At 65.0% G+C, this 26,403-nt stretch carries 21 protein-coding genes; 5 read left to right on the top strand and 16 right to left on the bottom strand.

Annotation, left to right across the window (positions count from 1 at the left end; genetic code table 11):
* Positions 1-369, bottom strand: a complete 369-nt coding sequence (locus AWB78_RS07565; RefSeq protein WP_062603787.1) for a nuclear transport factor 2 family protein — start codon at positions 367-369, stop codon at positions 1-3.
* A 237-nt stretch (positions 370-606) separates the two neighbouring features.
* Between AWB78_RS07565 and AWB78_RS07560 the strand changes: the two genes are divergently transcribed.
* Complete coding sequence (locus AWB78_RS07560) at positions 607-1,803, top strand: porin (protein ID WP_062603785.1); 1,197 nt, start codon at positions 607-609, stop codon at positions 1,801-1,803.
* 139 nt (positions 1,804-1,942) lie between these two features.
* Here AWB78_RS07560 and AWB78_RS07555 read toward each other — a convergent pair whose 3' ends face one another.
* Both AWB78_RS07555 and AWB78_RS07550 read right to left on the bottom strand, forming a co-directional pair.
* Positions 1,943-3,004: an alkene reductase gene (locus AWB78_RS07555; protein ID WP_062603783.1), complete on the bottom strand. Its 1,062-nt coding sequence runs from the start codon at positions 3,002-3,004 to the stop codon at positions 1,943-1,945.
* Between the two features lie 54 nt (positions 3,005-3,058).
* Positions 3,059-3,352, bottom strand: coding sequence for an ArsR/SmtB family transcription factor (locus AWB78_RS07550; protein ID WP_062603781.1), 294 nt, complete (start codon positions 3,350-3,352; stop codon positions 3,059-3,061).
* Between the two features lie 192 nt (positions 3,353-3,544).
* Here AWB78_RS07550 and AWB78_RS07545 point away from each other — a divergent pair, with 192 nt between their 5' ends.
* Both AWB78_RS07545 and AWB78_RS07540 read left to right on the top strand, forming a co-directional pair.
* Positions 3,545-3,949 carry a DUF6232 family protein gene (locus AWB78_RS07545; protein WP_062603780.1) on the top strand — a complete coding sequence of 135 codons (405 nt, stop codon included), beginning with the start codon at positions 3,545-3,547 and terminating at the stop codon, positions 3,947-3,949.
* 110 nt (positions 3,950-4,059) lie between these two features.
* Entirely contained in the window at positions 4,060-4,374 is a 315-nt protein-coding gene (locus tag AWB78_RS07540) for a hypothetical protein (protein ID WP_062604008.1), read from the top strand.
* Between the two features lie 13 nt (positions 4,375-4,387).
* Here AWB78_RS07540 and AWB78_RS07535 read toward each other — a convergent pair whose 3' ends face one another.
* The 6 genes from AWB78_RS07535 to AWB78_RS07510 all read right to left on the bottom strand — a co-directional run bounded on the left by AWB78_RS07535 (position 4,388) and on the right by AWB78_RS07510 (position 12,618).
* Entirely contained in the window at positions 4,388-6,841 is a 2,454-nt protein-coding gene (locus tag AWB78_RS07535; RefSeq protein ID WP_062604006.1) for a glycogen/starch/alpha-glucan phosphorylase, read from the bottom strand.
* Positions 6,842-7,093: 252 nt separating this feature from the next.
* Positions 7,094-7,906, bottom strand: coding sequence for a 2-aminoethylphosphonate ABC transport system, membrane component PhnV (phnV, locus tag AWB78_RS07530; RefSeq protein WP_062603778.1), 813 nt, complete (start codon positions 7,904-7,906; stop codon positions 7,094-7,096).
* A gap of 1 nt (position 7,907) precedes the next feature.
* Positions 7,908-8,837, bottom strand: coding sequence for a 2-aminoethylphosphonate ABC transporter permease subunit (locus AWB78_RS07525; RefSeq protein ID WP_062603776.1), 930 nt, complete (start codon positions 8,835-8,837; stop codon positions 7,908-7,910).
* Positions 8,815-9,876 carry a 2-aminoethylphosphonate ABC transport system ATP-binding subunit PhnT gene (gene phnT / locus AWB78_RS07520; RefSeq protein WP_062603774.1) on the bottom strand — a complete coding sequence of 354 codons (1,062 nt, stop codon included), beginning with the start codon at positions 9,874-9,876 and terminating at the stop codon, positions 8,815-8,817. The genes AWB78_RS07525 and phnT overlap by 23 nt, the downstream gene beginning before the upstream one ends.
* Position 9,877: 1 nt before the next feature.
* Positions 9,878-10,951, bottom strand: coding sequence for a 2-aminoethylphosphonate ABC transporter substrate-binding protein (gene phnS, locus AWB78_RS07515; RefSeq protein WP_062603772.1), 1,074 nt, complete (start codon positions 10,949-10,951; stop codon positions 9,878-9,880).
* 911 nt (positions 10,952-11,862) lie between these two features.
* The gene (locus tag AWB78_RS07510; RefSeq protein ID WP_062603770.1) at positions 11,863-12,618 is read right to left on the bottom strand and encodes a DeoR/GlpR family DNA-binding transcription regulator; all 756 of its coding nucleotides are present in this window, start codon (positions 12,616-12,618) and stop codon (positions 11,863-11,865) included.
* Between the two features lie 185 nt (positions 12,619-12,803).
* Here AWB78_RS07510 and AWB78_RS07505 point away from each other — a divergent pair, with 185 nt between their 5' ends.
* Positions 12,804-12,989 (top strand): hypothetical protein, encoded by a 186-nt coding sequence (locus tag AWB78_RS07505; protein ID WP_062603768.1) that lies wholly within the window; start codon positions 12,804-12,806, stop codon positions 12,987-12,989.
* Positions 12,990-13,079: 90 nt separating this feature from the next.
* Positions 13,080-13,964, top strand: coding sequence for a DMT family transporter (locus tag AWB78_RS07500; protein WP_062603766.1), 885 nt, complete (start codon positions 13,080-13,082; stop codon positions 13,962-13,964).
* Positions 13,965-13,995: 31 nt separating this feature from the next.
* Here the strand turns inward: AWB78_RS07500 and AWB78_RS07495 are convergent, their stop codons facing one another.
* The 7 genes from AWB78_RS07495 to AWB78_RS07465 form a co-directional block, all read right to left on the bottom strand.
* Complete coding sequence (locus AWB78_RS07495) at positions 13,996-15,249, bottom strand: L,D-transpeptidase (RefSeq protein ID WP_062603764.1); 1,254 nt, start codon at positions 15,247-15,249, stop codon at positions 13,996-13,998.
* Between the two features lie 206 nt (positions 15,250-15,455).
* Complete coding sequence (locus tag AWB78_RS07490; RefSeq protein WP_062604004.1) at positions 15,456-15,722, bottom strand: hypothetical protein; 267 nt, start codon at positions 15,720-15,722, stop codon at positions 15,456-15,458.
* A gap of 227 nt (positions 15,723-15,949) precedes the next feature.
* Positions 15,950-16,483 (bottom strand): hypothetical protein, encoded by a 534-nt coding sequence (locus tag AWB78_RS07485; protein WP_062603762.1) that lies wholly within the window; start codon positions 16,481-16,483, stop codon positions 15,950-15,952.
* Between the two features lie 151 nt (positions 16,484-16,634).
* Positions 16,635-19,919, bottom strand: coding sequence for an ATP-binding protein (locus tag AWB78_RS07480; RefSeq protein WP_082883257.1), 3,285 nt, complete (start codon positions 19,917-19,919; stop codon positions 16,635-16,637).
* A gap of 122 nt (positions 19,920-20,041) precedes the next feature.
* Positions 20,042-22,168 (bottom strand): catalase HPII, encoded by a 2,127-nt coding sequence (gene katE / locus AWB78_RS07475; protein WP_062603760.1) that lies wholly within the window; start codon positions 22,166-22,168, stop codon positions 20,042-20,044.
* Positions 22,169-23,046: 878 nt separating this feature from the next.
* Positions 23,047-24,693 carry a S10 family peptidase gene (locus tag AWB78_RS07470; protein ID WP_062604001.1) on the bottom strand — a complete coding sequence of 549 codons (1,647 nt, stop codon included), beginning with the start codon at positions 24,691-24,693 and terminating at the stop codon, positions 23,047-23,049.
* A 123-nt stretch (positions 24,694-24,816) separates the two neighbouring features.
* Positions 24,817-26,391: a S53 family peptidase gene (locus AWB78_RS07465; protein WP_062603758.1), complete on the bottom strand. Its 1,575-nt coding sequence runs from the start codon at positions 26,389-26,391 to the stop codon at positions 24,817-24,819.
* Between the last annotated feature and the right edge of the window lie 12 nt (positions 26,392-26,403).

Genomic DNA, 26,403 nt, shown 5'->3' with positions numbered 1-26,403 from the left:
TCAGAATGGCGCGAGGCCGCATTGCGCGGCCACGACGCGCCACGTTCCTCCGATCTCTCCCCACGTTCGCGTGTAGCGCAAGCTGCCCGCGAACGGCGCGCCCGCGAAGGTCCCGGAAATCGCGACACGCGTGACCACGACGGCAAAGCCGCCGTACACCCTCACGCTCTGATCCTCCACGTCCAGCTTCTCGATGCGCTGCATGCCGTAGCGATGCCCGTTCAGATCGTCGGCTTTGGTCCAGACCTTGCCGGTCGCATCCACGAAGCTCAGGTCATCGGCCAATAGCGCGTCGAGCGCGTCCACGTCCGACGCCACCATCGCCTTCTTCAGGCGCTCTTCCAGTTCGCGGATTCCTGCTTCGTCCATGATCGTCCTCGCGGTGAGAGAACCGTGAGCATCGCATCGGACGGGCCGCATGCACAAGCGCGGGCATTGCGCCAGCCCTGTTGCACGCGCGACACACCGCAAGCCGCTCGAAAGCACTGTCACATTTCTTTCTTCAGCGCTCGCTACATTTGCGCCCGTCGCAGCCACGCGCCGTCAGAGCGCGACGCATCAGACACCGTCGACAACCACACCGCGTATCAACTCACGGAGCTTGTTTTGAAGAAGAATCTCTTGGCGACCGCCGCGCTCGCCGCATTTGCCGCCCTCGCCGCCACGTCCGCTCAAGCGCAAAGCAGCGTCACGCTGTACGGCATCATCGACGCGGGTATCAGCTACGTCAACAACAGCACGCAGACCGCGACGCGCGCCGGCGATTCGCTCGTCAAGTACGACGACGGCGTCGCGCAAGGCAGCCGCTGGGGCCTGAAGGGGTCGGAGGACCTCGGTGGCGGCCTGAAGGCGATCTTCACGTTGGAGAACGGCTTCAACAGCGGCACCGGCACGCTCGGCCAGGGCGGCGCGATGTTCGGCCGTCAGGCGTATGTCGGTCTCGCGAAGAACGACGTCGGCTCGCTGACCTTCGGTCGTCAATACTCGTTCTCGACCGATTACCTCGGCAGCAACTACTCGATCGGCGGCCAGACGCTCGCGGGCAACTACGCGTACCACATGAACGACGTCGACCAGCTGACGTCGAGCCGCATCAACAACGCGGTCAAGTTCAGCAGCGCGAGCTTCTACGGCGTGACGTTCGGTGCGATGTACGGCTTCTCGAACCAGGCAGGCGCGTTCGCCGGCACGCCGAACACGACCGTCGGCACGACCACGACGGCAGGTTCGTCGCGTGCATACAGCTTCGGCCTGAACTACAAGGCAGGTCCGTTCGGCATCGGCGCGGCGTACACGGACATCCGTTACCCGGCAGCGGCATCGCCCGCATTCAGCACGGCTGTCGCGAACATCCAGACGATGGGCACGGCCAACGCGGGCAAGGATCTGCGCACGTTCGGCATCGGCGCGAACTACGCGTTCGGCGCCGCGACCGTCTTCGGCCTCTGGACCAACACGCTGTTCGAACCGATCAACGGCGCGAGCTCCAAGCTCAACGCGTTCGATATCGGCGGCAAGTACGCGTTCACGTCGGCGCTGTCGGCCGGCCTCGGCTACTCGTACCTGAACATGACGGGCAACCAGACCGGCCACTGGAACCAGATCGACGCGAGCGTCGACTACGCGCTGTCGAAACGCACCGACGTGTACGCGCTCGGCATCTACCAGAAGGCGTCGGGCTCGAACCGCGGCGTGGAGAACCAGGCGTCGATCGGCTCGTCGTCGTCGAGCTACTTCGGCACCTCGGGCCTCGGCGAGAACAACCAGCTCGCGTTCCGCGTCGGCGTCCGCCACAAGTTCTAAGCTTCGGCTGCCGAGCTGAAATGCAATCGGGCCGCGTCGAGCGGCCCGATTTTTTTGCTTCAGGTTCCTTGCGGGCCCGTCGGCGCACCAGCAAAAACAGCGGCCGAAGCCGCTGTTTTCGCATGATGCAGACCGCGCCTTACTCCGCCGTTTCGAGCAACGGATAGTCCGTGTAGCCCTTCGCGCCCGGCGCATAGAACGTCGACGTGTCCCAGTCGTTGAGGCCCGCGTCGACCTCGAAGCGGCGCACGAGGTCCGCATTCGCGATGAACGGCTTGCCCCACGCGACGGCGTCCGCATCGCCGCGCGCGATGATCGCTTCGGCGCTCGTCTTCGAGAAGCCTTCGTTGACGATAAACACGCCGCCGAACGCCTTCTTCAGTTGCGGTCCGAGGCTGTCCGCGGCTTCATGCTCGCGCGCCGCGATGAACGCGACCTTGCGGCGGCCGAGTTCGCGCGCCACGTAGCCGAAGGTCGCGGCGCGATCGCTGTCGCCCATCGTGTGCGAATCCGCGCGCGGCGCAAGGTGCACGCCGACACGATCCGCGCCCCACACGTCGATGCACTGATCGACGATCTCGAGCAGCAGACGCGCGCGGTTTTCGATCGAGCCGCCGTAAGCGTCGCTGCGCTGGTTGGTGCTGTCCTGCAGGAACTGGTCGAGCAGATAGCCGTTCGCACCGTGCACTTCCACGCCGTCGAAGCCCGCGCGCTTCGCGTTCTCCGCGCCCTTGCGGAAGGCCGCGACGACGCCCGCGATTTCATCGAGCTCGAGCGCGCGCGGCGTCACGTACGGGCGCTGCGGACGCACGAGGCTCACGTGCCCGTCCGGGGCGATCGCGCTCGGCGCGACCGGCACATCGCCATTCAGGAAGACCGGGTCGGAAACGCGGCCCACGTGCCAAAGTTGCAGGAAGATCTTGCCGCCCGCGTCGTGCACGGCCTTCGTGACGAGCTTCCAGCCTTCGACTTGCTCGTCGGACCAGATGCCCGGCGTATCGGCATAGCCGACGCCTTGCGGCGTCACCGAGGTCGCCTCGCTGAGAATGAGACCGGCCGATGCGCGGTCCGCGTAGTACTGCGCCATCAGCGCATTGGGCACGCGCTCGACGCCCGCGCGCTGACGGGTGAGCGGCGCCATGATGATGCGGTTCTTGAGCGTGAGTGCGCCAACTTTGAGCGGATCGAAGAGAGTCGACATGAATTGGTGTCCTAATGAAGTTGAAAGCAGACTTTCACCCTACGGCAAGCAGGCTCAAAGATTCCCGATGGAATCGCGGAACGCCTGAATGACCGCTTCGTCGCGCCTGAAAAAAACCCACTGTCCAACGCGCTTGGTGGTGACGAGCCCGGCTTTGTGCAAGGTCGCGAGATGCGCCGAAACGGTGGACTGCGACATGCCGCAGCGCCCATCGATCTGACCCGCGCAAACACCATGCGACCACGGCAGTTCCTGGTTAGGGAAATGCCGCTCCGGCTCCTTCAGCCATTCGAGAATCTCGCGGCGAAGGGGGTTGGCGAGGGCTTTGTGAATTGCGTCGATGTCCATTTCGTTGCTCGTGCGTCTGACGGACGGAACCTGGAAGCAGCTTTCCGAATCGTCTTGTTGCGAAGTATATATCGGAAATTTCCGATATGCAAACCCCGCAGCGTATCCATCAACCCGCGGCATGCCGCTGCGCCGCGCGGTCTGGTAATCTGCGCGGTTTCATCAGCCGCAAAAGAAACAAAGCAAACCATTATGGATACTCCTTTCAACGAACGCGGCGTGACGCTCTCGCGCGCCGGCCTCTCGGCCTCGGGGCAGATGATTCCGCTGCGCGATCTGCGCGCCGCGCGCGTCGTGATGATTCCGCGCCAGAAGCCGCTGCCCATCATCATCGCGCTGATCGGGCTCGTCGTGCTCGGGGCGGGCATCGTGAGCGGCTCGGGCGCGGCGCTCGTGCTCGGCGTGATGATCGGCGTCGTGGGATACCTGACGTGGATCACGCAGGACGTGATCTATCAGTTGATGGTCTCGACGCCCGACGGCGAACGCGAAGTGCTCATCACGAAGGATCAGGCATTCGCCGACAAAGTCGCCGCGCTCGTCGGCGAAGCGGTCGTGAAGCACGCGGCAGGCGCGGCGGCGAAACCGCAGGCGTGATCTTTATACGGCGTTGATATCGCGGCACACGACTTTATCGCCGCGTTTAGGTGCGCGACGATAAAGTGGACACGTTGCCACTTCGGGCCGCCATCGGGCGGCTGTCATCGATGTACCGCACATCCGATCTTTCCGTCCTTCCCCATGCACTCAACGGCGGCTCGCCGCGCCGCCGCGAAACGCACCACTGCCTCGCGTTCGATCTGACCGTGCCCGGCCTGAGCTCCGCACCCGCACGCGAACTGCTCACGCACGCGTTCGGCGCGCACGTGCGCGCGCACGTCGTCGCGACGAGCCGCCGTCGACACTGCACGACGCTCCATGTGGAAACCGACAGCGAGGACGTGAACGCGGTGATCGGCAAGATCACCGCGTGGTTTCCTCACGCGACGCTCGGCCGGGTGATTCGCATCACGCGGCGCTGAGCGCTCGACCGCTTCACGTCACCTGCAAGGTCTCGACGTGCCAGATTTCGCGCGCATACTCCGCGATCGTGCGATCCGACGAAAAGATGCCCATGCCCGCGACATTCTCGATCGCGCTGCGGGTCCACGCGTCCTTGTCGCGGAACTTGAGATCGACCTCGGTCTGCGTCTTGTCGAAGCTGTCGAAGTCGGCGAGCACCATGTAGTGATCGCCCCAGTCCACGAGCGTATGGAAGATGTCGTAAAAGCGATGCGGCTCTTCCGGCGAGAAATGCCCGAGGCGAATCTGATCGAGCGCGATCTTCAGCTCCGCGTTCTCCTCGTAGATCTGGCGTGGCCGATAACCCGCCGCGCGCAGCGATTCGATCTCATCGGTCGTATTGCCGAAGATGAAGATGTTGTCGCGCCCCACGGCATCGCAGATTTCGATGTTCGCGCCATCGAGCGTGCCGATGGTCAGCGCGCCGTTCAGCGCGAGCTTCATGTTGCCGGTTCCGGATGCCTCGGTGCCGGCCATCGAAATCTGCTCCGACAGATCCGCCGCCGGAATGATCAGCTCGGCCACCGAGACGCCATAGTTCGGAATGAAGCCCACCTTGAGACGGTCGCCGACGAGCGGGTCCGCGTTCACCTTCTTCGCGACATCGTTGATGAGCTTGATGATGTTCTTCGCCATCTTGTAGGCCGAAGCCGCCTTGCCCGCGAACATCACGACGCGCGGCGTCCAGTCCTTCTCCGGATTCTCGCGGATGCGGTTGTAGCGCACGATCACATACAGGATGTTGAGCAGTTGCCGCTTGTATTCGTGGATGCGCTTCACCTGAAGATCGAACAGCGCTTCCGGATTGATGATCGCATTGGCCTCGCGCTTCGCGCGCTCCACCAGTCGAAGCTTGTTGGCGAACTTCGCGTCGTGAAAAGCCTTGCAGAACTCGGGATCGTCGCGCCATTCGCGCAGACGGCCGAGCTCGAAGAGATCGGTGCGCCAGCGCGGCCCGAGCCGCTTGTCGATCAGCGCGGACAGCGACGGACTCGCCTGCGCGAGCCAGCGGCGCGGCGTGATGCCGTTCGTCACATTGGTGAAGCGCTCCGGATACATGCGCGCGAAGTCGGAGAAGATGTTCTGCACCATCAGTTGCGAGTGCAGCTTCGACACGCCGTTCACCTTGTGGCTCGCGACGATCGCGAGATGCGCCATGCGCACGCGGCGCTGGCCGTATTCATCGACGAGCGAGATGCGGCGAATCAGATCGACATCGCGGCCGAACTTCTCGGTGACCTGCTTGAGGAACTGCGCGTTGATCTCGAAGATGATCTCGAGATGCCGCGGCAACAGACGCGCGAGCATCTCGACGTCCCACGTTTCGAGCGCTTCGGGCATCAGCGTGTGGTTCGTGTAGGAGAACATCTGCTGCACGAGCTTCCACGCCTTGCCCCACGGAAGATGATGCCGGTCGACGAGCAGACGCATCAGCTCCGGAATCGCGAGCACGGGATGCGTATCGTTCAGATGCACCGCGACCTTCTCCGCGAGACGGCCGAAATGCGTGTGCGTGCGCTGATAGCGGCGGATCAGGTCCTGCATCGTCGCGGAGACGAAGAAGTATTCCTGGCGCAGACGCAATTCACGGCCGGCCTGCGTCGAGTCGTCGGGATACAGCAGACGCGAGACATGCTCGGACGTGTTCTTCGCCTCCACCGCGCGGCGATAGTCGCCCTGATTGAACGCGGACAGATCGAACTCGTCGGTCGCGCGCGCGGACCACAGGCGCAGCGTGTTCGTGGCGGTCGTGGCGAAGCCGGGGATGACCGTGTCGTAGGCCATCGCGTTCACGTGCTCGGTGTCGATCCAGTCGGTGCGGTCCTCATGCTGCACGGTGCGGCCGCCGAAGTGCACGGTATAGACCACTTCCGGCCGCGGAAACTCCCACGGATTGCCCGCGCGCAGCCAGTAATCGGGCATTTCGACCTGATTGCCGTCGACGATCGTCTGCCGGAACATCCCGTAGTCGTAACGGATGCCGTAGCCGAAGCCCGGCACGCCGACGGTCGCCATCGAATCGAGGAAGCAGGCCGCGAGACGGCCGAGGCCGCCGTTGCCGAGCGCGGCGTCCGGCTCCAGTTCTTCGAGCGCTGCGAGATCGACGCCGAGTCCCGCGAGCGCATCGCGCACTTCATCGTAGATGCCTAGCGCGAGCAGCGCATTGCTGAAGGTCCTGCCGATGAGAAACTCCATCGACAGGTAATAGACGCGTTTCACGTCCTGTTCATATTGAATCCGCGTGGTACGCATCCAGCGTGCGACGAGGCGGTCGCGCACTGCCAGTTCGGCGGCATGGAGCCAGTCGCGCGGCTGCGCGGTGACCGCATCCTTGCCGACGCCGTACATCAGGCGGTTCGAGATGGAGCGCCGAAGCGCATCGACGGTACTGTTGAGCTGGTCGAATTCCAAGTCGACGGATGTCATCGGAACCTCCGGTTTTTGCGACATATGCAACGACCGCGAAAGCACGACGGGAGTTCAAACCGCACGCCCCAAAATGGCGCCTCGCTCCGGTCACGCGGGTGCGGCCGTGCCTGAATGTGCAGGTTACGCCAGTTTTATTTATTTTGGTATGACAAGGCCGAAAGGAATGAGGGCCCGCGAATTGCTGATCAGCGCTCACCGATGCCGCGCATCGAGCGATTTGATTCGCCATCCTGATGGTTTGCGCACGAGTCAACGACGCGGCGCACGCGCGGCGATCAGCAGGAGCGCGGCGAGCGAGACGGCCAGCAGAATCAGCGACAGCGCCGACGCGGGCAGATAGTAGCCGCGATTGACCTGCCCCACGACGACGATCGGCACCGTCGCGAAGCCCGGCGGATAGACGGTCAGCGTCGCGCCCAGTTCGCCGAGCGACAGCGCGAAGCCGAGCGCGAGGCTCGCGCGGATCGCGGGCACGAGTTGCGGCAACACCACGCGCGCAAGCACCATGCGCGGCGGCGCGCCGAGACTCGCGGCGGCTTCGCGCAGCGTCGTCAATTCGGGGCGCAGCGCGGCCGCCGCGCACCGGTAGCAAAACGGCAGCACGAGCGCGAGTTGCACGAGCACGACGATCGCGGCCGATCCCGACAGATCGAGCGGACGCTTGTGATACGCGATCAACACCGCGAGCCCGAGCACGACGCTCGGCACGCCGCTGCCCATCATCGCGACGGCATCGACGAGCGCGCCGAGTCCGCGCCGGCCGCGCCCTTCCAGCGCGAGCGCGAGCCACAGGCCGAGCGCCGTGCCGAGCATCGCGACACCGAGGCCGACTTCGAGGCTCGTCGTCACCGCATCGAGGTCGCTCGATGAAAGCCGCGCGAACCAGCGCAGACCGAAGCCATCAGGAAGAATCGTTCCCGACCAGTGCGATGCAACGCTCGACAGCGCGACCACGACCACCGGCAACACGAAAAGCCAGAAGCAGAGCAGCGCGACGAAGCCCGTGAACGCGATGCGAAGCAACGCGCCGGGTGTGAAGCGCGACGAAACCGAAAGCTGCATGTCAGCGTCCTCCCGAGCGACGATCGACGCGCCGATACAGCGCGTAGAGCGACAGCGACATCAGCAGCATCACGACCGATCCCGCCGCCGCCGTGGGCAGATCGAGATCGACGGTCGCGGCGCTGTAGATTGCGATCGGCAAGGTGATCAGATGCGCGCTGCCGAGCACGAGCAGAATGCCGAACTCGTTCAGCGTGAGCAGGAAGCACAGGATCGTGCCGGCCGCGATGCCCGGCCACGCGAGCGGCAAGACGACCTTCGTGGCGACCATCCAGCCATCGGCGCCTAGGCTCTTCGCCGCTTCGACGAGGCGCATGTCGAGCGTCGCGTACGACGCGAGCGTCGGGCGCACGACGAACGGCGCATAGAACACGACTTCCGCGAGAATCACGCCGCCGATGCCGAATAGGAAATCGAGCGGCGCCGTATCGAGCGAAAAGAGCCGTTGCAGGCCGATGCTCACCGAGCCTTGCGAGCCATAGAGAAAGATCAGCGTGAAGGCGACCAGAAACGATGGAAACGCGACGAACAACTCCAGGAAGCGCGTGAGCAGGCGCGCACCCGCGAACGGCCTGAAGAACAACATCGACGCGAGCGCGACACCGAGCAGCGACGCGATGCTCGCGCTCGCGAAGAGGATGCCGAGCGTCATGCCGATCATGCCGCGCGTTTCCGGATTGCCGAAGAACGCGGTGTATGCATGCAGCGTGAAGCCGTGCGGCCCCGTCACGCTCAGCATCACGAGCCGCGCGAGCGGATACACGACGAGCGGCCCGAGCACGAACACGAGAATGAAGAGCAGATGCCACTGTCCCTTGCGCTCGCGGCGTTTCGCTTCTTGCGCATGCGCGGCGAACTGCGCGGAAAGATCCGCATCGCCGATGCCGCCTTCGTTGCGCGCGACGCTGTCAGGGACGAACAAGGACGACATCGTCAGCCTCGAAGCGAAGTGAAACGCGCGTGCCTTTGTCGGGCATGCGTGAATGGCCGCGCTGCGTCGTCACGAGCACGGGCTCGCCGGGCAACGCATCGAGCGCGACGGAAATCGAAAGCGCCGCGCCATACCATTCGACCGACGCGATCGTGCCATGCAGCGGGCCTTCGCCGAGCGGCACGATCATGAAGCGCTCGGGACGAATGCACGCGAGACGCTCGCGGTCGTCGTGCCGCGCATCGCCGACGGGATACACCACGCGCGGCGGCAGGAGATTGGCCGCGCCGAGATAGCGCGCGACGAAGGCATCGTTGGGGGCGTCGTAGAGTTCGCGCGGCGCGCCGAGTTGCGCGATGCGGCCGTTGCGCATCAGGAGCGTGCGATCGGACAGCACGAGCGCGTCGTCCTGATCGTGCGTCACGCAGACGATCGTCAGGTTCGGCAAGCGTTCATGCAGCGCCTTCAATTCGCTGCGCACCGACGCGCGCAGGTTCGCATCGAGCGCGGACAGCGGTTCATCGAGCAGCAGCACATCCGGCTCGATGACGAGCGCACGCGCCAGTGCGACGCGCTGCTGCATCCCGCCGGACAATTGCGCCGGCATGACGTGACCCGCATCGGCGAGTTGCACGAGCTTGAGCGCATCGGCGACGCGTCGTGCTATTTCGCTCGTCTTCAGCTTGCGTGCGCGCAGGCCGAACGCGACGTTATCGAACACGGACAGATGCGGAAACAGCGCATAGCTCTGGAACAGCAGCCCGAGATTGCGTTGATGCGGCGGCACGTGCGTGAGATCGCGGCCCGCGATGGAGAGCGTGCCCGCGAGCGCATCGGCCTTGACGAAGCCCGCGATGAAGCGCAGCAGCGTGGTCTTGCCGCAGCCGCTTCGGCCGAGCACCGTCAGGAACTCGCCGCGATCGATGTGCAGCGAAAGATCGTCGAGCACGGTGCGCGCGCCGAAGCGCACCGTGAGGCGATCGATGTTCACGCCCGGCGTGCGATGAACGTCGGGCGCTTCTTGAAGAACGGCGCTCACGTTACGACTTCGGCTTGAGGACTTCGGTCTGCTTGCCCGAGTTGCCGATCACTTCGGTCTTCCAGCGCTCGGTCCAGCCCGCCTTCTTCTGCATGACTACGTTCCAGTCGACGGGAATCAGCTTCACGCCCGAGATGGCGTGCTTCACTGCATCGCCGTTCTTGCCGGCGAGCGGCACGTCGGTGCGGCCCGGGATGCCGTAGATATCGGGCACTTTCGCCTGCACATCGGACGACATCAGATAGTCGATCAGCTTCTTCCCCGCCGCCTGATTCGGCCCGCCCTTGATGAGGCCGATTGCATAGGGCAACTGGAACGTGGTCGGCGCTTCGCCGGCCTTGTGCGAGAGGAAGAGCGGCTTGATCGAGAGGCCGCCGTTCGCGGCGTCGTCGAGGTCCATTTGCAGGTCGCCGTTTGCGAAGGCGATTTCGTTACGCGAGAGCAGCACGTCGAGATAGCCCGTGCCCTTGGTGTGGAACTTCGCGCTTTGCTCGAGTGACTTGAGGTATTCGAAGGCTTTGTCCTCGCCCATCAGCGCGGAGGTGAGGATGATGACGGCCATGCCGTCGCCGGCCGTAGCCGGATTCGAATAGGCGATCTTGCCCGCGTAGTTCGGATGCAGCAGATCGGCGAAGGTTTTCGGCGCTGTCTTCGTGACTTCCGGGTTGATCGCGAACGAGAAGTAGTTGTTCACGAACGTGCCCCATGCGCCGTCCTGCGCTTTCGCGATCGCGGGCACGTTCTTGTAGTTCACGCTCTGATATGGCTGCAGGAGGCCGCCTTGCTGCGCTTGCTGAATGAACGGCGGCAACGTGACCAGCACATCGGCTTTGGGCGAATCCTTTTCGACGGTCGCGCGGTTCACCACTTCGCCGCTGCCCGCCGTGACGATGTTGACCTTCACCCCTTCTTTCTTTTCGAATGCGGGAAGCACGTCCTTGTAGAGATTCTCGAGGCCGTCGGCGGTGTAGAGGACGACGGCATCGGCGGCGTGGGCGGGCATCGCGGCAAGGATCGTGACAGCGGCGGCGAACGCCGGCAGCACGTTGCGCGCGAGGCGGAAATCGCGGGTCATGGTGGGTTCTCGTTTTTTGGAGTGGTGGATGGTCGGGTGCGGCCTTCCGAACCGAAGGATTGCAGAGATCTGTGACATCGACGTGAAGGCGCCACGGTTCGCCACGTATCGGCACATTTCGCCAAATGTGTTGGGCTTTTTTTTGGTTTGCTTGCGAATCTGTGGACTTCCCGTTTTCGTGTCGGTCTATTTGCACTGCCCCTGTGCGGGGCGGCAGTCACTTTCTTTGCTGCTGCAAAGAAAGTAACCAAAGAAACAGCTATCCCCATCCAAAGTACTTCACACCGGCCCCGGCACAGAAGCACTCTCGTGGTCCGGCAGTAGCGAGTGCCCTCACAAAACTCCCCGGGCTTGGATCGCGCACGGTCTGACAAGCTAGAACCTTGAGGGTGCTGGTTCAGCAGCAGATAGCTCCGGCACAGCGCTACGCGCTGCCGAAGGGTATGCAAGGGAAACCGACGGAAGGCAAATGCGGTGAGATGAAAGGATTAGCAAAGAAGCGCGCGCAGCCCCGATTGACCGGTCGGCCGCGAAGCGGGCCGGAGCTATTTGGCGCCTTACCAGTTAGTCAAGCGGCGCGATGAGACAGACCGTGCGCGATCCAAGCCCGGTTAGGCCTATGAGGGCACTCGCTACTGCCTGACCACTTGCGAAGTTCTGTGCCGCGGCCGGCCTGAAGTGCTTAGGCTGGGGAAAGCTGCTTTCTTTGGTTACTTTCTTTGCAGCAGCAAAGAAAGTGACTGCCGCCCCGCATAGGGGCAACGCTAATAGACCGACGCGAATTCAGGATCGCACGGGGGAATAAACCAGGCGACTGCCGCCCCGCACAGGGGCAACGCTAATAGACCGACACGAAATCGGGAAGTCCATAGAAGCCCAAGCAAACCCCAAAAAAAACCGCAAGCAAAGAACTAAGCCACAACCACCTCCACCCCACGAGAAGCAATAACCCGCCGAATAGCCTTATCAGGCGCAGCCTCGGTAACAAGATACCGCACCAACTCGAGCCCTCGAATCCTCACCGGCGTGACCAACCCAAACTTCGACCGATCGGCAACAACGACAGCACAACCCGCAGAAGCAATCATCCTTCCGCGCACTTCGGCGGCGAGCCGCGAGTAATCGGTGAGATGCCCATCGACCGTAATCCCTCCCGCTCCGATGAAAGCAAAATCCGCGTGATACTGCGCAAGCTGCTGGATCGTATCCAGCCCGAACGTCGCGTCTTCGAGATCGGCGATCTCACCGCCAAGCACATTCACGCGATTGCCGTTGCGCCGCGCAAGCAGCGTCGCAATACGCCAGTCATTGGTATAGACCGTCAGCCGATGCCGCTCCGCAAGCGCGCGCGCCACCGCCTGCGTCGTGCTCCCCGAATCGATGATGAGCGACGCCCCATCCGGCACGAACGCCGCCGCGCGCACACCGATCGCGTGCTTCGCCGCCGCGTTCTCCGCTTCGCGCACATCGACATGCGGCTCGCGCCGATCGACCGACAACGCGCCGCCATGCGTCGTCGTCACGAGGCCGCGTTCGGCGAGCGTGTTCAGATCGCGCCGCACAGTCTCGCGCGACACCGACAACGCGCGCACGAGATCGGCCATCGCCAGCGCGCCATGCTTGTCCAGCTCGGAAAGAATGTACTGGTAACGTTGTTCGGCGAGCATCGTTCGATAAAGGAAAATGGAAGCGAGGCGGCGTGTGGAGTTTAGCGGCCTTATGTGGCATTTCCTTGGCAGGCGCAACGCGTCAAGCCATATCGCGCAACGTATTCTTTCCGCAGCGTGCGCAATCGACATGCGCGCGTCCGCTAGACTCTCTCGCTCCGCTCGATCTTCGAAAAAGGCATCCGATGTACAAGAAAGGCGTGGTGATCGAAATTCAGTTTCCCCCCGAACGTCTGAACGACGCCGCGGGCGATCCGTACTGGATCGATCTCACACTCGACGAAGCAAAGCGCTTGCATGCGCAACTATCGCGACGCTTCGCGAGCGATGCCCGTGCGAATCAGCCACTCGACACCTTCACCATCGAATGACGCGCCCTTGCCGGCGAGTGCACGGATAGACAAGACGCACGCACGTCATCGGACCGATACTGCGGCATCTCCTCTCGCCACATGCGTCACATGGTTTCGATTCTCGCCGCGCCCGTCTTCGTGTTCCTCTGGTCGACAGGCTTCATCGTCGCGCGGGCGATCACGCCCTACGTCGATCCGAATCTGTATCTGCTCGCGCGCTTTGCCGGCACGGCGCTGCTGTTTTTCGCGATCGCCGCCGTCATGCGCACGCCCTGGCCCAGGGGCCGCGACATCGGCCGGCATCTGTTCGCCGGCGCGCTCCTGCAAGGCGTCTATCTCGGCGCGGGCTACTGGGCGGTCGCGCAAGGGCTCGGCGCGGGCATCATGGCGCTGCTCGGCGCGCTCCAGCCGCTTCTGACCGCCGCCGTCGCCGCGCGGCTCTTCGGGGAACGGCTCTCGCCGCGCGCTTGGAGCGGGTTCGTGCTGGGCCTCGTCGGCGTGGCGCTCGTGCTCGCGCCGAAGATCGCCGCGAGCGGCGCGCATATCGATCACGCGTCGAACGGACACGCGCCGCAATGGCTCGTCGTGACGATCGCGGTGCTGGCCGTCGTCGCGATCACGGCGGGCACGCTCTATCAGAAGACCTCGCTCGCGCATGCCGATATCCGCAGCGCCAGCGCGCTGCAGAACGCGGGCGCGGCCATCGTCGCGCTGATACTCGTGCTCGCGCTCGACGAGCATCGCTTCATTGCATCGACGACGACGTGGCTCGCGCTCGCATGGGGCATCGTGATGCTTTCGGGCGTCGCGACCACGCTGCTCGTGTGGATGGTCCGCCGTGGCGATGCATCGCGCGCGACCGCCCTGCTCTTTCTCGCGCCGCCGCTTGCCGCGCTCGAAAGCTATGTCGCATTCGGCGAGACGCTCGACGGGGTGCAACTCGCGGGCTTTGCGGTCGCGCTCGCGGGCGTGCTGCTCGCGCGCGCGAAATAGAAGGCGCGCAAAGCAGCGCGTCGACGGAAACTCAGTCGGCCGTCTCCGCGCCCGCCGGAATGTGCGCGCGCACCGCCTTGCCCGGACCCGGCGACCACGCGGGCCGCGTCTTCCTGCCCGTATCGACGACGACGACGTAATGTCCCGCCCACGGCGTCGTCTTGCGCGTGGACTTCAGGACCCACATCGACTGGCCTTCGGCGACGCGCGCCTCGTATTGCGCATCGATGATGCCGTGGTGATCGAAGAACGTATTGAGCGTCGACGGAATGCGCACACAGCCCTTCGAATGCCGCATACCGAGCAGCGGCTCGAGCTTCTCGGGATCGGTGGCGTGCATCTGGAAGCGCATCGGCGATTTGCCGCCCTTGCCCCAGCCGCGCTCGCCGTCGGCCCAGCCGAAATCGTAGATGCGCATGTCGCGCGCGCCGTAGCCGCGGATGTTGAACTCGTTCAACGTGCCCTCGGCGCGAAAGTCCATGTTGCCCGGCACGTGCTGGAACACGCCGAGCGGCGTGACGAAGTGATCGAAGGTGCCGGGACGGCCCGTCGAGACCGGCGACGCGCCGATCATCGACCACGCATCGCCCGCCTTCGCACGGAAGTAGACGAAGATCGCCTGGACGTTCGCGCTGCGATCGACCAGCACGACGAACTCGTTGGCGAGATCGCCGCGGCCGTCTTCTTCGAGCACGTGTTGCAACAGGCGGCCATAGGCCTGCTGATCCGCGACGGGCACCGTCAGCCGCCTGTCAACCTCCTTCGCGTAGGTCTGCCGCATCGCGTAGGCGCCCGTCGGCGGCATGCCGGTGCGCTGCGCGAGGTTCGGCTCCGGTGGCTCCGGTGGCAAGGGCACCTCGGGCGCCTGCGCTTCCGATGCCGCACTCGCAGCACTCGCAGCCGATGCCGCACTCGCCGCCGAGGCGGCGGAAGCCTCCGAAGCCGCCGACGCACCCGCAGCCTCCGATGACGGTCGCGCGGGCATCGGCACGGGCATCGCGGGAAGCGCGCGCGCGGGTGCGCTCGCGCCCTGCGGAATGCTGGCGCTCTGCGGCATCGGCGGAATGGGCGTGCGGGGCGCCAGAGGCGCGACGGGCCGCGCAGTCACGCTGCCCTGCGCCACCGTTCCCGATGCGCCCGATGCACCCGACGCCGCCTGCTGCGCGTGCGCCGCTGTTGCAATCGCAATCGAAAGAAGCGCGCCAGCCGCCGCGCTCACGAGAAACCTTGCGCCGAACGGCGTCTTGTTCGTCTTGTTCGTCTTGTTCTTGCCTGCCTGCTGCATCGATTCGAATGATCCCCTTTGCCTTCGGACAGCGGACGATCCACCGGATCGGCCGATTCGAGCGGCGCATGCGCGAAGCCGCGGCGCGCATCGACAAAAAAGCCGGTGCGCACGAGGCACCGGCTTCGCCGCTACATAACGTTCGTCAGGGCAGGCTCAGCAAAGTTCATTCCGGCGCGCGCGACGAGGCACGCGCGGTCGATGCGTCAATGCAGGCGGGTGGACGCGTCGCCGGAAGCCGAGGCGCGGGCGCGCAAGGGCAAGTCGCGAAAGCGCTGATGGCACAGCCGTTGCGCGATGGCCTCGCCGATGTAAGGCACATCGGTGGCGAGCTTCGCGGTCGCGTAGGCGTCGGCGGTGCCCGCGCCGTGGACCTCGATATCGCTCGCAAAGCCGCCGAGCTCGTGTTCGAGAAAACGCCGCACGTCGCGCGCGGCGCAGCGTTGGGGAAGATTCCAGACGAGCAGGTTCATCTTCGTCACCTTCCTGCGCGCACGCGCACGCGCTCATGGCGCGACTTCGCCATCATGCGCGCCGCGAGCGTGCCGACAACGAACAGGGACACATAAGCGAACATCATGGCAACTCCACGGCCAATTTCGAGATAGCTCCATACTAATCCCGTAGACCGCGCGCGTGCCGCGACATTCCGCCTTTTTCAATAGATGTTCTAAATCGGACGGATGCGCGGAACCAATCGTCAGAAGCCGCTGCACGTCATGCTGGAAAGGTTCGGATACCGGTTGGGCCAGTCGCCCGACATCGCCGTCTGCGCGTCTTTGAGGGTGATATCGCCCGTGCAGACGCAGCGCTTCAGATAGACCGCGAGCCGCTCCTTGCGGCGCTGTCCCGCGCTGCCTTCCCAGCGGCGCAAATCGAGATTCGCGGGCGAGTTGGGCGAGCCGCCGAGCAGCACCGGCATGCGGTGATCGAGCGCGTATTCCGCCGCGAACGATGCGTCGATGCTGCGCTGCTTCAAGAGACGCTCTTTCTGGCGCATCTGGATTTCGAAGGACGGCAGCACGCGATCCACGTAGCCCGGCACACAGATCGTATCGACGATGGTCGTCTGCGTGACGCGCGCATCGAGCCATTCGGCGCGTTGCGCGCGCGACGTGCCCGGCATGAACGCGAACATCGCGCAGCAGCATGCCAGCACCGCGCGCGCGGTCCGGCCGGTGCAGAGCGCGCCCGGCTTCGATTCCTCGATGAACCCGTTGTCCCTTCGATTCATTCCTCTATGCGCCATCCATCGCGGCCGCGATCGCCGCATGTTATCGAGATGATCGGAGGTTCAATTAAAACACACGAAACGCGCGTTGCACGGGAAGCTTGATCGCGAATGTCGAAGCGCGTCATGACGACGCATCGGATGGGAAAGCGCATCACGCGACGCCGCCCGCGAGCGCCGCGTCGAGGGCGGCATCGAGCGCCTGTCCCGCCGCGACGAATGCCGCGAACGATGCCGCGATGCGGGCGTCGTCCTCGCCGTTGCGGTCCTCGTCGATCGCGCGCTCGCAGTCGCGCTGCAACGCGACGCACGCGCGCACGAACGGCGCCGCGCCGATCACGGCCGCCGCGCCCTTCATGCGATGCGCGATGTCGCGCAGGCGCGCGTGATCGCAGTCGTCGAACGCGGTGTGCGCATCGGTGAGATCTTGCGCGTTGGCAGTCTTCAACGTGACGACGAGCGCGCCGGCCTGGTCGCCGAAACCGGCAAGCAGCGCGCGGTCGAACACCGGCGCTTCGGCTTCGGCCGGCCGCGCGCGCGGCGGCGACGGCGGCGCACGGCCGGACACGTCCCGGTCACGCGTGGCGGCGAGCAACGCGTCGCGCAGATCGTCGAGACCGAGCGGCTTCACGAGACACGCGGTCATGCCCGACGCGACCGCCCGCGCCGCCGCCCCCGGCTGCGCGTTCGCGGTCAGGCCGACGATCGGCACGGCGCGCTTCGCCGGATCGTTCGGCGCGTCCCGCGCTTCCTCGTCCCGGATCGCGCGCGCCAGCTCCTCGCCGCTCATTTCGGGCATCGAGCAGTCGGTGACGATGACGTCGAACGCGCGCGGCCCGGCCCGCCAGCGCGCGAGCGCGCTCTTGCCGTCGACGGCCAGTTGCGCCGTGCCGCCGAGCAGCCGGATCTGGCCGTCGAGCACGATGCGGTTGGCCGGATGATCGTCGACGACGAGCACGGAGAGGCCCGCGAGCGATCCGGCGGCCGCGCTCGCCGTCGCGGGCCGCGCATCGGCGGGCGGCGCGACGGCATCCGCGACCGGAAAATCGATCCGCACTGTGAAGCGCGTGCCGCGCCCGGGCTCGCTCGACAACTCGATCGCGCCGCCCATCATCGTGACGAGCCGCTTGCTGATGGTGAGGCCGAGTCCGGTGCCGCCGACGCTGCGCGCGCGGCCGTCGTGCGCCTGCACGAAGGGTGTGAAGAGCATGGCCTGCTTGTCCGGCGCGATGCCGATGCCCGTATCCGACACCGCGAGCGTCACCGCGCGCCGGCCCTCGTGCGGCGGCGCGACGCCGTACTCCAGCGTGACCGCGCCGACATCGGTGAACTTGATCGCGTTCGACAGCAGATTACCGACGACCTGCCGCAGGCGCTGGGCATCGGCGAGGATCCAGGCCGGGGCGCCATCGGACAGACGCTTCACGACGAGCGCGACGCCTTTCGCGCGCGCGGCGGGCTCGTAGATGGCCGCGACGCCCGCGATCCACGCATCGACGTCCAGCGGCGCCGGCGCGAGCACGAGCCGCTCGGCCTCGATCTTCGCGACATCGAGCAGATCGTCGATCATGCCGAGCAGATCGCGCGCGGCGCGGTGCGCGGTCGAGAGTGCGCGCTCGGTCGCGGCGCGCTCGCCGGGCGCGCGCAGTTCGATTTCGAGCAGGCCGAGCACGGCGTTCATCGGCGTGCGGATTTCATGGCTCATCGTCGCGAGGAAGGTCGATTTCGCGCGATTCGCCGTTTCGGCCTCTTCCTTCGCGGCGCGCATCGCGTTCTCGGCGGCGATCCGGCGCGCGATCTGCACGCGCAGCGTCAGCGCCCAGCCCGCGAGCACGAGCAGGAACGCGGCGCCGAGCAATGCGCCGAACTCGACCTGCGGACGGCGGCGCTCCCACAGCATCTCGGGATGTTCGGAGAGCTTCCAGCGCGCGCGGATCGCCTCGAGTTCCGGAGGCGGCAGACTGGCGATCGCGCGATCGACGATGCCGCGCAGCACCGGCTCATTCGTCGCGACGATGAGACCGCGCGGCACCGGCTGCGTCGACAGCACGCCGCTCAGCACGAGCTCGCCGCGATAGGGATTGCCGACCGCGTAGTTCGCGAGGGCCAGATCCGCGACGGTCGCGTCGGCCTCGCCCTTTGCCACGGCGCGGAACTGCCCTTCGAACGCACGCGTGGGGACGAACCGCGCGCCCGGCGCGTGCTTTGCCAGGAGATCGTGCAGCAGGGAAGCGTTCGGCAGCGCGATGCGCTTGCCCGCGAGCGCGGCGGCATCGCGCAGCGGCGGCTGACCGGCCGCGGTGACGATCGCCAGAATGCCTGTGCCGGTCGGCACGGTCGCGACGCCGCCGGGCATCGCCGACGCATCGCCCGCGCCGTACGGCAGAATCGCCGACGCGCCGCTTTGCAGGTCGGCCTTCAACTGCTCCGCCGTATCGCGCACGCGGGCCTCGAAGCGCAAGCCGGTGACGCGCGCGATCGCATCGAGAAGATCGACCGCGGCGCCCGCCGGCCGGCCGCGCGAATCGCGGAACGTCAGCGGCGCGCCCTGCGCGAGCATCGAATAGCGCACCACGGGATGCGCGCGGACCCATGCGCGCTCTTCGTCGGTGAGCTCGATCGGCTTCTCCAGCGTGACCGCGGACGCGCCCGGATTCCAGCGCGCGTGCTCGACGAGCATGAATGCCGGCGGCAGCGCGGCGAGCGCATCGTCCACCCGCTTGCGCAGCGCGAGCGCGTCCGGCCGGTTCGGCGCGAACGCGAAGCGGTACCCGTCTTCGTCGAAGGCCGCGACGCCGGTGATGGTCAGATTCGGCAAATCGAAATGCGTGATCGTGTACGCGGCCGCGGTCATGTCGCCGACGAAGGCGTCGGCATCGCCGAGCGATACGGCGAGCAACGCGCCGATCAGATCGGCATGGGCGGCCGGCTGCATCGACGGATACGCGGACTTCAGGCGCGCCGGCGAGGTCTGTGCATCGACATAGGCGAGCCGGTGCGTCGGCGCGCGTTTCTCGAGCGGCTCGACGAAGACCTGCTTGATCGGCAGATACGGACGGCTGTAGTCGAGCGCGCCGCCGCTGTCCTCGCCGGTCGCGCCCGTGGCCATGTCGATATCGCCGTGGACGAGCGCCGCGATCAGCGCGGCGCGGGTCGGATAGAGGCGCCAGTGCGCTTCGGCATCGAGCGCGGCGGCGACGGCCTGCGCATAATCGACCGAGATGCCGCGCGGCTCCGGCATGCGCCGGCCGCTTTCATAGGCCATGTCGAGCGGCGGCGTCGTGCCCGCGACCGCGCCGATCACGATGCGCCCTTGCGCGTGCGCCGCCGTCGCGCAAAGCACGCATGTCAGGATGACGGCGAAGCGCGCCGACCACGCGCGCCATCGCGCCAGCCCGAACGGCGCGGCGTTGCCAGGATGTCTCGCACGATTGAACAAGCCGCACTCCCCGTATAGCGTGCGGCTAGTTTCTCAAAAAGGCTGGAGTCCGTATATATGGCCGGGCGCGACGTGGTGGCCTATCGTTGCGAAACGCGAAACGACGCGCGCGGCCCTGAGGATCAGGCCGGCACCGACTCGGCCTTTTGCGCGCGCGACCACACGCGATGCTTGCTCATCGCTTCGATGAACGCCTTCATCACCTGCTTGACGTCGCTGCCGACCGCGACGCCTTCCTCGCCGTTCGGCAGATGCGCGGCCGCGAGCACGTCCTCGCCCTCGCCGATGGCGCCGATCGCCTTCAGGTGCTTGAACGCCTCGAGCACGAAGTGACGCGCGTCGCCGGATTCGGACAGCATCTTCGCGCTGTCCTTGCCGCCCGCGACGATCACGCCGTCGAACATGATCGACGGCATGCCGAGAATGGTCGCATCGGCCTCGACGCCTTGCGCGGGCGAGCCGAGCGTCGGCGAGATGACCTTCGCGTGCGCGCCTTCGGCCTTGAGGGCGTCCTGCACGGCCTTGATGCTGGCGGCATCGGCGCCCTGCGCGGCGAGGATCGCGACCTTGCGCGTCCTGATCGAGGGCTTCGTCTTCGCGACGATCGACAACGCCGGCGATTCCTGCACCGACGACTTGCCGAGCTCGTCCGCGCCCGCGCTCTTCTTCGGCGCGGGCAGGCCGAGATTCGCGGCGACGCGGGCGGCGAGGGTTTCGTCGATATTCGCGAGGATGCCCAGCTGGCGCTCGCGGATGGTCTTGCGCTCCACCTTGCTCAACTCGAACGAATACGCGCCGACGATGTGATCCTTTTCCGGATCGGTCATGCTGTTCCAGAAGAGCGTGGCCTGCGAGTAGTGATCCTGGAACGACGGGCTGCGCACGCGGATCTTCGAGCCTTCGACGCGCTGCGTGTAGCTCTCGAAGCCGCCGCCCGACGCGGCCGGATCGGTTTCCTTCGGCCAGCCGCCGTCGATGGAATTCGGCTCGTAGGACGCCTGCCCCTTGTCGATCGTCTGGCGATGCATCGCGTCGCGCTGGCCGTTGTGCAGCGGCGCGAGCGGACGGTTGATCGGGATTTCGTGGAAATTCGGGCCGCCGAGGCGGCTGATCTGCGTATCGGTGTAGGAGAAGAGACGCCCTTGCAGGAGCGGATCGTTGGTGAAGTCGATGCCCGGCACGATATGCCCCGGACAGAACGCGACCTGCTCCGTCTCCGCGAAGAAGTTGTCGGGATTGCGATTCAACGTGAGCTTGCCGATCATCTTGAGCGGCACGAGCTCTTCGGGAATGATCTTGGTGGGGTCGAGCAGATCGAAGTCGAACTTGTGCTCATCCTCTTCCTCGACGATCTGCACGCCGAGCTCCCATTCGGGATAGTCGCCGTTGTCGATCGCTTCCCACAAATCCCGTCGATGGAAGTCCGAGTCCTTGCCCGCGAGTTTCTGCGCTTCGTCCCACAGCAACGACGCCGAACCGATGGTCGGCCGCCAGTGGAACTTGACGAAGCGGCCTTTGCCTTGTGCGTTGATGAAGCGGAACGTATGGATGCCGAAGCCTTCCATCGTGCGCAGGCTGCGGGGAATCGCGCGGTCGGACATGGTCCAGAGCACCATGTGCGCGGATTCCGGCACGAGCGAGACGAAGTCCCAGAAGGTATCGTGCGCGGAGGCGCCTTGCGGCATTTCGTTGTGCGGCTCGGGCTTCACGGCGTGGACGAAGTCGGGGAACTTGATCGCGTCCTGGATGAAGAACACGGGCATGTTGTTGCCGACGAGATCGAAGTTGCCTTCCTCGGTATAGAACTTGACGGCGAAGCCGCGCACGTCGCGCACGGTATCGGCGGAGCCGCGCGAGCCTTGCACGGTCGAGAAGCGCACGTAGACGGGTGTTTCCTTCGACGGGTCTTGCAGGAACGCGGCCTTGGTCAGATCGGCTTGCGATTCGTAGACCTTGAAGACGCCGTGCGCCGCCGAGCCGCGCGCGTGGACGATGCGTTCAGGAATGCGTTCGTGGTCGAAGTGCGTGATTTTTTCACGCATGATGAAGTCTTCGAGCAGCGACGGGCCGCGTTCGCCGGCGCGCAGGGTGTTCTGGTTATCGGCAATCTTGACGCCCTGATTGGTCGTGAGGGCTTGATTGGTGGCGTCGGTGCGGAAGGTTTCGAGGGCTTCGGTTTTCTTGTTGGTATTGCTCTGCGAAGGGGTGCGGGCGACGCCGGTCGCGGGTTGCTGCTTTTTTGTTGCCATTTTGAGGGGAACTCCGGTTGGGGTGAGGTTTTGCGCTCACTGCCGCAATTGATGTTCCCACTCGGGGGGTGGTTCTTTTTGCGCAGTTTTTTCGCCGGATCCCGTTTTCGTGTCGGTCTATTAGCGTTGCCCCTGTGCGGGGCGGCAGTCACTTTCTTTGCTGCTGCAAAGAAAGTAACCAAAGAAACAGCTATCCCCATCCAAAGTACTTCACACCGGCCCCGGCACAGAAGCACTCTCGTGGTCCGGCAGTAGCGAGTGCCCTCACAAAACTCCCCGGGCTTGGATCGCGCACGGTCTGCCACATCGCACCACTTAACTGACCGGTAAGGCGCCAAATAGCTCCGGCCCGCTTCGCGGCCGACCGGTCCATCGGGGATGCGTGTGCTTCTTTACTTACGCATCCATCTCACTGCATCGGTGGTTCGTTGGTTTCCCTTGCATACCCCTCGGCAGCGCGTAGCGCTGTGCCGGAGCTATTTGGTGCTGAACCAGCGCCTTTTAACAACTAGCTTGTCAGACCGTGCGCGGTCCAAGCCCGGTTAGGCCTATGAGGGCACTCGCTACTGCTGGACCACGTGCCATCTTCTGTGCCGCGGCCGGCCTGAAGTGCTTAGGCTGGGGATAGCTGTTTCTTTGGTTACTTTCTTTGCAGCAGCAAAGAAAGTGACTGCCGCCCCGCACAGGGGCAGAGCTAATAGACCGACGCGAAAACAGGATTTCACGCACGCCCGCACCCGAGCATAAACCCAGGCGACTACGGCCCTGCCCAGGGGCAACACAAATAGACCGACACGAACACGGGATCCGGCGAAGAAATAAAGCGCGAGCAAACCACACCCGCGCTGCAAAAAGCCGCAAAAGAGACCCAAACGCCGTCAGGCGCCATCCACCGGCGATAAAGCCCCCAACTTCACCGCAGTAGTCTTCTGCAAAGTAATGATCCGGCTCATAGCCGCATGATTTGCCGTAGCCTCGTCGTACATCTTGGCGAGATCCGCCTTGAGCTGCGTCCTCGACCCGCCGTCGAGATACACCATGTGCCCCGACGGATAGAACGTCGCCGACAGATTCTGCCGCACGGTCTTGTCGATCAGCGGCATCTGCTGCAAATCGATGACCGTCTGATAGAACGGCGTCACGAAGTCATACATCCCGTTCGCGGCAAGCACCTTCAGATCCACGTTCAACGCCATCACCGCGGCGAGATCGCCCGCCGTGTAGAGGATGATGTTGCCCTTCGAATCGACGCCCTTCTGTGCGCCCGTCGGGTCCGTATGCTTGAAGTCCCAGTTGAGGAACGCCTGATCGTTCAGATCGGTGAACGAAGAAGTCGACGTGAACTTCAACTGCTCGTTCAGATAGCTGTTCCACATCGTCGTATAGACGCCGCTCACCGCGGTCATCGTCGGATCGTTGCCGCCCGAGTTCGGGTCGATCTTGCCCGCGATGCCCGTCGAGATCGCCGTCACGCGGCCATCGTAAGAACCGAGCGATTCGCCCTTCGACTTCAGCAGCGTCGTCAGGAACAGCGAGTTGCCCCGGCTGTCGTAAGCCGCGATATCGAGACTCCACGCAAGCAGCGTCGCCTTGTCGATGCCCGTGTACTCGGACAGCTTCTCGACGACTTCATCGTCGGTCTGCGGAAACTTGCGCAGCGCATTCAGATAATCCGTGCGCGAAAATTCCGCAACTTCCTCCGCAAAGTTCAGCAGACTGGTCGGCGTCGGATGCACGCCGAGCTTCTTGTGATACCACGCGTCCGCGGCGGCCGTCGGCAGTGCGCCGACCGGATTGCCCGCCTGACGGTAATCCAGAATGGACGATTGCAGCGTCACACCGTTCAGGTCGATGCCATCCTCGTGCAGCTTGTACGCCAGCACGCAGCTGCGCGCCGTGCCGTACGACTCGCCGAACAGGAACTTCGGCGAATTCCAGCGGTTGTTCTTCGTCAGATAGCGCTTGATGAACTGCGCGATCGAGCCCGCGTCCTGATCGACACCCCAGAAATCGCGGTTCTTGTTGGGCGCGATAGCAGCCGAATAGCCCGTGCCGACCGGATTGATGAAGATCAGATCGCTGCGGTCGAGCAGGCTGTCCGGGTTGTCTTCCATCTGATACGGCGCGGGCGGCGTGAAGCTCGGCATCGCCGTCTTGATGCGGCGCGGCGCGAACGAGCCGAGCAGCACGAACACCGACGACGAGCCCGGCCCGCCGTTATAGAAGAACGTGAGCGGCCGTGTTTCCTCCTTCGCGCCGTCCTTCGTGAACGCGACATAGAACATCTTCGCGTCCGGCTTCGAACTGCTCGGATCGACCGTCACGAGATGGCCGACCGTCGCCGTATAGGCGATCTTCGCGCCGCCGACCGTCACGCTGTGATGCGTGATCGCCGCGTTCTCGTCCGCCTCGGTCGCGGCGACCGAGTCGTCGGGGCCGTTGCCATACGCGACCGGATCGAAGTACGGCTGATCTTTCTTCGCCGTCGTGGTCTTCTTCGGCGCTTTCTTCGCGGCGGCCGCCATCGCCGGTTCTTCCGCGCTTGCGGGTTTGTCGCTCGCTGCCAGTGGATCGGAGTTCATCGTCGTCGCTCCAGAATCGTCGTCGTGGTTGTTGTTCACTGTCTTACGCCTTGCTGCAATCTCGTTTCAGCGCTTCGCGGGCTTGAGCAGCGCCGCGATCTTCCCGCCGTCCGGGCTGCCCATTCCGGTGCACGCGTCCCAGCCGGCCGCCGCCGAAAAGCTGCCGTTGTTGCCCTCCGTGATGTCGCGCAACGCCGTCTGCGCCTTGTAGAGCTTCGGATTGACGAAGCCCGCCGGCGATTGGTTGAGCGCGTTGATGCGGGCGATCAGCGCGGCCCACAGCGGCGCGACCGCGCTCGTGCCGCCGACGACCGTGTCCTCGCCGTCGATCAGCACTTCGTAGCCGGTTTGCGGCGATGCGTCGCCCGCCACATCGGGCACGCCGCGTTTCGCGAGCGCCGCCTGCCTGCCGTTGCGCGTGACCGACAGCCCCTCCTGCCAGACCGGCAACGCGAATTCGCCGGAGACGCCGCCGCCTCCCGAGCCGCCCTGATCGCCGTCGTTCCATACGACTTCCTTCGTGATGCCGGTGCCCGACGCCGCCAGGCTCGTGCCGCCGCAGCCGAGCACGTACGGGCTCGACGCGGGAAAGTCGACGTGATCCGCGCCGTCGCCGACGCCATCGGACGAGCCGCTGTCGCCCGATGCCGCGCAGACCGTCACGCCGAGCGCGGCCGCGCTTTGCAGCACGTCGTTGAAGGCGCTCATCGATTGCGACGACCACATCGACTCCGGCCCGCCCCAGCTGATCGAAATCACGGACGGCTTGTTGGCGGCATCGTGCAGCGCGCGATTGACGGCATCGACGAAACCGGCGTCGCTGTTCGGGGCGAAGTACACGGCGATGCGCGCGCCCGGCGCAATGGCGCCCGCGATCTCGATGTCGAGCGTCACTTCGCCGTCCGGGCCGTTCGGATTGCCCGTCGGCGCGTTCTTCGCGTTGTCCACGCCGATCGCCACCACGTTCGGCGCCTTCACGCCGAGCTTCGAGAAATACGCGGAGAGATCGCTGTCGCGATAGCCGCCGCCCAGCTCGATGATCGCGATGCACTGGCCGGCGCCGTCGCCATCGGGGAAATCGTAGAGGCGCGCGAGATCGACCGGCGTGAACGACGCGGGCGTCGCGCCGCGCGCGGGCCTGAACGGCGGGCGGAAGCGGAAATGCGGACGCGCCTGCGGCTTGCTGTCGAGGCCGAGCACGGCGGTGACGGCGTCGTGCATCTCGTCGGGCACGTTGACCGGCCCGCTGCGTCCGCGATATTCACCGATGTTGTGATGTTGAAAGCGTTCGAGCTTCACGTCGAAAGCTTTCTGGAACTGGTCGATGCTGCCCTTCAGCACGACGCTGCGCGTTTCCGTTTCGGCGCGCACGACCGTCAACCCGTATTGTTTGGCGAAGGCCTTGACCTTCTCGATGTCTGCGTCGGAGGCGGTGAAGCGCTTGTCGAATTCCTCGCGCGAGACGGCTTGCGCGGGCGCCTCGCCTTCGTCGATGCGCGCCATCATCTGTTTGAAGCCCGCTTCGTCCTTGCGCCGCAGCATCACGATCACTTCGATCTGCTGGGAAGGATCGCAGTCGCCGATGCATTTCGCGCCTTCGGGATGAATCTTGTCGCTGCCGCTGACCGGTTGCTTCGTCATGGTATCGATGCT

The organism is Caballeronia calidae (genome assembly GCF_900044055.2).
GTDB lineage: Bacteria > Pseudomonadota > Gammaproteobacteria > Burkholderiales > Burkholderiaceae > Caballeronia > Caballeronia calidae.
This window is presented reverse-complemented; position numbering and strand designations above follow the sequence as displayed.